The following is a 5,467-nucleotide window of genomic DNA, read 5'->3' as shown; positions in this document are numbered from 1 at the left end:
CGACCACGGCGCCCGCCGCCCACTTCGGCCTGTCCGACCGCGGCACGATCGCACCGGGCATGCGCGCCGATCTCGTGCTGCTCGACGGCGACCCGCTGTCCGACATCCACGCCACCCGCGCCATCACCCAAGTTTGGTGTGGAGGCGTTTCACACGCGATGAGTTAGGTGCGAGCCGTCGGGGTGCCGCCCCACTGCCTGGGCGGCACCCCCACGACTCCCGCTCTCAGAGCGACATGACCCCCTGCGACCGCAGCAGCCTCGTGAGATTGGCGCTCACCAGCCCCGCCGTGCGCACCACCGCCTCGGCCAGCGCGGGCAGCCGGTTCAGCTCGCCCACCGTCGCCGCCAGCGCGGCGACCACCTCGCCGCCCGGACCGCGCACCGGCGCCGCGACGCAGGCCAGCCCGAATCGGCTCAGGTCGGTGTCGTAGGCGAGTCCCCGCTCCCGGGCCAGGGTGACCTGACGGCTCCACTCGCGGGGCGAAAACCCCTCGGGTGGCTGGTGATTCGGATGACCGATGGCCAGCACCTGCTCGGCGGCGGTGCCCGAGGGCAGCAGCGTCCCCGCCCGCAGCGGGAAGACCGCATCGATCTCCCGCCCGATGCCGCCGATCAGCATCGTGTGCCCCCGATCGGTCACCGAGAGACTGAAGCCGCCCCGATCCGATGTCGCCGTCAGTTGCCCGAGCGGCCGGGCCGAGGCAGCCCGCAGCAACCGCGCCGGTTGCCAGGTCTGCCCGAGCCGAAACACCCGGGGTCCGATCTGATAGCGCCCGCTGCGGCGCTGCACTGCTCCTTCCGCGACCAGTTGATTGAGTAACCGATAGGCCGTTGCCTTCGGTAGTCCTGCCGCCGACGCGAGCCGGGTCAAGCCCAGCTCGTCCCCGTGCGCGAGTGCTTCCAGCAGGGCGAATGCCCCCTCGAGCACACCACGGCCCCCCAAGGCCGCCTTTTCCATCGTCGCTTCGTTCACTCTCTGTCCTCCCGTGCAGATACTGCAACGAACCGAGCACGTGCTGCATATCGTTCGCGGTCCGACAAATGGAACGCTCGGTTCGCTCATCAGACCGACAACTACCCCGTCCCGCCGGTCGGCTACAGCATTGGCTCCGTCGCGCTGAACGGGCACCGGCGGTTCTTGCTACAGGGAAGAGTCTCCGGTCCGCGCCCTTCACTCACGTTTCATCGACGTCTCACGGGGTCGAGATGCGGGGTAATCGGCGGTGCGACGACCACTCGGGGGAAATTTCGGGCAGACGAAATCGAGGGAGATCCAATGGTCGACACTTTTTTCGCGGACGTGTCATATTTCCAGGTCCCGGTGGACGATTCCTATCCGCACGCGATACTCAGCTTCCGGTCCAACGATGGCGACTTCCGCGATGCCAACTTCGCCGCGAACTACGAATGGGCGTGCCGGGCAGTCGATTCGGGACGTCTGGCGTGCTTCATCGTCTATTTCTACTGGCGGCCGAACTGGCTGGAGACCGTCGAAACGCACCGCGACATGGTCGCGCGAATGGGCGGCCCGCACCCGCGGATGATCAGCATGATCGACGTCGAATCGGGCGGTAATCCCGGTGGCGACCAGTCCGACGGCATCAACGCGTCGTACTGGAATCTGGTCGATTGGCTCGGCGACCGGCGGCGGGTGATCGCCTACGCGAACCGCGGCGACTTCTTCGACATGTGGGCCAACCGCCCCGAAGGAGTACGCATGGTCGGTGCGGGCTACGGCCGAAACCCGAATCTGCCCGGCCAGCTGGCCCACCAATACACCGACGGTCAGGGCTTCGGCGGCGGCCTGCCCGAGGGTTGCCCGCCGTTCGGCGACTGCGACATGAACATCGCCTACGACATGTCGCCCCAGAACTTCGCCGCGGCGTGCGGCGTCGGAATAGAGGAGGAATTCATGTCCGCATTGAACGAAACGGAACAGCGCGAGCTGCTGGACAAGACCCGAGAGATCTGGATCCAGCTGCACGGTCCTCAGGGCTCCGGCTGGCCGCAGCTCGGCCAGAACGAGAAGGGTCAGAACCGCACCCCGGTCGACGCGCTCGCGGCCGTGGAGGACGCGCTGCAAAGCCCCCGGAAGAAGGTCAGCTAGCTCGTCAAGCCTTGTGCGGCAAGATGTTCAGCACAACGACGAGGCCGACCAGGATGGCGGCGCACGCGACGACGGTCGCGACGACGGACTGTGTCATGGCGGCGACGCCGATGGTCAAGGCCAGGCAGGTGGCCGCGGCCAGCAGTGCGGTGCCCGGTTCGACACCGGCGATTCTGGTCGGTCGATGATCAATCACAGTCATACCCTTGTTCGAGCCGGGCGGCGTGCGGCCGGATCAGCGGCCGCACGCTACCCGGGCCGGGCTACTTGCCCAGCGCGTTCTTTGCTTTGTCCACCGCGTCGCCGACGGCGTCCTTGACGTTCTCCACCGCGCCCTTGACCGCGGACTCGACCTGGTCCGCCTTGCCTTCGGCGCGCAGATCGTCGTCGCCGGTCGCGTTGCCCGCGGCTTCCTTGGCCTTGCCACCGAACTCGTCGACCTTGTTGCCGATCTTGTCGCTCAGAGACATCGAAACCTCCGCTGTGTCGCGGTACATCCGGGTTGGATGCACACGCTGTATAGACACGGCCCCCCGGCGAAGCGCACGCAGCAACCATTGAGACAACGATCACGTCATACTGGACGTGACGCTTTCCGATCCCCGGTGTCTACCTGATGAGCGGTGGAGGAGGTGCTGTGACCACGACAGAAACGGTTGCCGAGACCGCGCCTGATGATGCGACCCTGGTGAGCAGGGCGCGTGACGGCGACATGAGGGCCTATGAGCAGCTAGTGCTGCGCTATCAAGGACAGATGTTTCGCCTCGCGGTCAAGATGCTCGCCGACCGCTCCGACGCCGAAGACGTCGTCCAGGAAGTATTCCTCGGCGCGTGGCGCAGGCTGCCACAGCTCAACGATGACGCCGCCTTCGTCGGCTGGCTTTATCGGATGACCACCAACCGCTGTTTGAATGTGATCCGGGCGCGGCGGCCGACGGTCGAGGTCGACCCGGAGACCACCGAATCGCCCCGCTCGGATACCCAACCCGAGCATGCCGTTCAGGTGAGCACCCAACTGGAGGCGCTGAACGCGGCGCTCCAACTGCTCACGCCCGAACAGCGCGCCTGCTGGCTGTTGCGCGAGGTGCACGGGCTGACCTACGAGGAGATCGGCGACATCGTCGAAGTGAACACGACGGCGGTGCGCGGCCGGATAGCCCGAGCACGAGCCCATTTGTCCGAGGTGATGAAACCATGGCGGTGAACGGAACGACAGAACAGGACTACCGGCTGCCCTGCGGCCGCGAGATCGAACATGTCTGGGACCGGCTCGACGCGGTCGAGGCGGGACTCGGCGACGAACACGAGAAGACCTGCCCGCACTGCCGGTCGGCCAGGGACAGCTTGCTGGCCCTGCGCGCGGCGACCAAGGAACTGATCGATGAACCGGACCCGCCACCGCCCGACCTGACCGGGCGCATCATGTCCGCGGTGCGCGCGGAGGCCCGCCGCGGCAGGACCCTGGTACTGCCCACCCCCGCGCCGGGCACGGTCGAGGTGAGCGAACAGGCCGTCGCCACCGTGCTGCGTTATGCCGCGGATTCGGTGCCCGGCGTGCGTGCCAGGCAGTGCCGGGTGCGCCGCGTCGGCATGGGGATGGACGGCGAGACAGAGGTGGCGGTCGAGCTGTCGGTGGCTATCCGGTTCGGGCACACCACGGTCGGCGACGCGCTGCCTTTGGTGCGTGAGCGGGTCACCGCCGCACTCGCCGCGCAGGTCGGTCTCGTGCTCACCATGCTCGATCTGGTGGTCGCCGACATCTATGAGGACGACGAGACGGGGGACGCGCAGCGATGACGACCGATGCTGTTTCCGAGGTGCGGATCGAGGCCCCGGTCGTCGCCGCGGTGGCCGCGCAGGCGGCGTGCGCGACGCCGGGCGTCGTCCGCCTCGAACCCGGTGTGCGCGGGCTGGTCTCGTCGCTGGTGCGGGTCGGCAAGCAGCGCCTGACGAGCGCCGACCCTGCGGCGTCGGAGGGCGTGCGGGTGCGCCGCAGCGCCTCGGGTGCGCTGAGTGTGCAAGTGGACGTAGTGATCTCGGCCGAGCGCGCCGCGGCGGTGATCGGTCACGCGGTGCAACAGGAGGTTTCGCGGGTGGTGTTCGAGCAGACCGGGCAGACGGTCGACGAGGTCTCGGTGTCGATTCTCGATATCGAGCCGGAACGGTCGTGAGCGGCGTGCGTCCTTCGCTGAACCGAGCAGATATAAGGGCGGTGCCGTGACTTCTACCAGCGACCTCATCGCCGTGATCCTGGGCGCGCTGGACACGATCGACGGTATACGGCCCGCCACACCCCTGGGCGGAGAGAGCCCGGCCTGGTGGCCATGGGATGCACGAGGTTTCGCGATCGACGTCGGCCCGGGCCGGGTGGAGGTGCGGGTCGCCGCAGCCGAATTGCCATTGACGCCGCTGTTGGAGAAGGCGACCGAAGCCGTGCGCGCCGCACTCGCCGGCACCGACTGGGCCGACGCCCGCCTGCGCCTGGTGGTGGCCGAACTCGACGCCGGTGCCTTCGGCAGTGAGGGGGTTACCTAGCTCACACCTCATCGCCCGTGACGTTCCGGACCGGACAGGTGTCGATGTACATGAGGCCGATATCCGATGTACCGCAAGGGAAATCAGGAGGAGCAGCAATGAGCGCGACGACAACTACCGACAAGAGCACGGACAACAAGGCAGCTGCGGACAACAAGGCGCCGACGAACCGGGCTTCCGCCGGATCGTCGGACAAGGACAGCAAGCTGGTCAGCGACCAGGGCACCACCTCCATCGCCGACATCGTCGTGCAGAAGGTCGCCGGGCTCGCGGCCCGCGAGGTGCGCGGCGTACACGCGCTGGGCGGCGGGGCCGCACGGGCGTTCGGTGCCATTCGGGATCGCATCCCCGGCGCGTCCACCAATGTCGGCCAAGGAGTTTCGGTCGAGGTCGGCGAGACGCAGGCCGCCGTCGACCTGGAGCTCGTCGTCGAATACGGCGTCGCCATCGCCGAATTGGCGCGGGCGGTGCGCCGCAACGTGATCAACGCGATCGAGCAGATGACCGGGCTGGACGTGGTCGAGGTCAACATCAACGTCAACGACGTCTACATCCCGGGTGACGACGATGAACCCGAGCAGAGCAGCCGGGTGCAGTAGATGAGCGCCACAGCGATCTGCCTCGCGGTCGGTCTCGCGCTGGGCTTCGCCGGTGCGTTCGGCGGCTTCGGCGCCTTCACCATCGTGCTGCTGTTCGCCGTGCTCGGCCTGCTGGTCGGCCGCTGGCTCGACGGCGAGCTCGACCTGGCCGGGTTGCTCCAATCGGCGCAGGGCAAGGGCAGACGATGACCACCGTTGTCGGCACGGACGAGTATCCCGGCGCG

Annotated in this window: 11 protein-coding genes; 8 read left to right on the top strand and 3 right to left on the bottom strand. The window is 67.6% G+C overall.

The features are described 5' to 3' along the window. Window positions 1-167, top strand: a 167-nt coding sequence (locus NN4_RS46740) for an amidohydrolase family protein (protein ID WP_147144368.1), incomplete at its 5' end; no start/stop codon positions are given. 58 nt (window positions 168-225) lie between these two features. Here NN4_RS46740 and NN4_RS44205 read toward each other — a convergent pair. After that, complete coding sequence (locus NN4_RS44205) at window positions 226-975, bottom strand: IclR family transcriptional regulator (RefSeq protein ID WP_147144366.1); 750 nt, start codon at window positions 973-975, stop codon at window positions 226-228. A gap of 303 nt (window positions 976-1,278) precedes the next feature. Here NN4_RS44205 and NN4_RS44200 point away from each other — a divergent pair, with 303 nt between their 5' ends. Then, window positions 1,279-2,109, top strand: a complete 831-nt coding sequence (locus tag NN4_RS44200; RefSeq protein ID WP_147144364.1) for a hypothetical protein — start codon at window positions 1,279-1,281, stop codon at window positions 2,107-2,109. Window positions 2,110-2,113: 4 nt separating this feature from the next. Here the strand turns inward: NN4_RS44200 and NN4_RS44195 are convergent, their stop codons facing one another. Both NN4_RS44195 and NN4_RS44190 read right to left on the bottom strand, forming a co-directional pair. Next, the gene (locus tag NN4_RS44195; RefSeq protein WP_147144363.1) at window positions 2,114-2,311 is read right to left on the bottom strand and encodes a hypothetical protein; all 198 of its coding nucleotides are present in this window, start codon (window positions 2,309-2,311) and stop codon (window positions 2,114-2,116) included. 61 nt (window positions 2,312-2,372) lie between these two features. After that, window positions 2,373-2,579 carry a CsbD family protein gene (locus tag NN4_RS44190; RefSeq protein ID WP_147144361.1) on the bottom strand — a complete coding sequence of 69 codons (207 nt, stop codon included), beginning with the start codon at window positions 2,577-2,579 and terminating at the stop codon, window positions 2,373-2,375. A 167-nt stretch (window positions 2,580-2,746) separates the two neighbouring features. Here NN4_RS44190 and NN4_RS44185 point away from each other — a divergent pair, with 167 nt between their 5' ends. From NN4_RS44185 to NN4_RS44160, 6 genes are all read left to right on the top strand, one after another. Beyond that, a complete protein-coding gene (locus NN4_RS44185; RefSeq protein ID WP_206055064.1) occupies window positions 2,747-3,313 on the top strand; it encodes an RNA polymerase sigma factor in 567 nt (188 codons plus the stop codon). After that, window positions 3,304-3,906: an Asp23/Gls24 family envelope stress response protein gene (locus NN4_RS44180; RefSeq protein ID WP_147144359.1), complete on the top strand. Its 603-nt coding sequence runs from the start codon at window positions 3,304-3,306 to the stop codon at window positions 3,904-3,906. The genes NN4_RS44185 and NN4_RS44180 overlap by 10 nt, the downstream gene beginning before the upstream one ends. Next, the gene (locus NN4_RS44175; RefSeq protein ID WP_147144357.1) at window positions 3,903-4,280 is read left to right on the top strand and encodes an Asp23/Gls24 family envelope stress response protein; all 378 of its coding nucleotides are present in this window, start codon (window positions 3,903-3,905) and stop codon (window positions 4,278-4,280) included. Before NN4_RS44180 ends, NN4_RS44175 begins: the two co-directional genes overlap by 4 nt. Before the next feature lie 46 nt (window positions 4,281-4,326). Next, window positions 4,327-4,644 (top strand): hypothetical protein, encoded by a 318-nt coding sequence (locus NN4_RS44170; protein WP_147144354.1) that lies wholly within the window; start codon window positions 4,327-4,329, stop codon window positions 4,642-4,644. 98 nt (window positions 4,645-4,742) lie between these two features. Then, complete coding sequence (locus NN4_RS44165) at window positions 4,743-5,243, top strand: Asp23/Gls24 family envelope stress response protein (RefSeq protein WP_147144352.1); 501 nt, start codon at window positions 4,743-4,745, stop codon at window positions 5,241-5,243. Then, complete coding sequence (locus NN4_RS44160) at window positions 5,244-5,432, top strand: hypothetical protein (RefSeq protein ID WP_135236158.1); 189 nt, start codon at window positions 5,244-5,246, stop codon at window positions 5,430-5,432. Window positions 5,433-5,467 lie beyond the last annotated feature (35 nt).

Source organism: Nocardia ninae NBRC 108245, from assembly GCF_007990755.1.
GTDB classification, from domain to species: domain Bacteria; phylum Actinomycetota; class Actinomycetes; order Mycobacteriales; family Mycobacteriaceae; genus Nocardia; species Nocardia ninae.
Note: the sequence above shows the minus strand (reverse complement) of the source record. Positions and strands in the feature narration are given on the sequence as shown.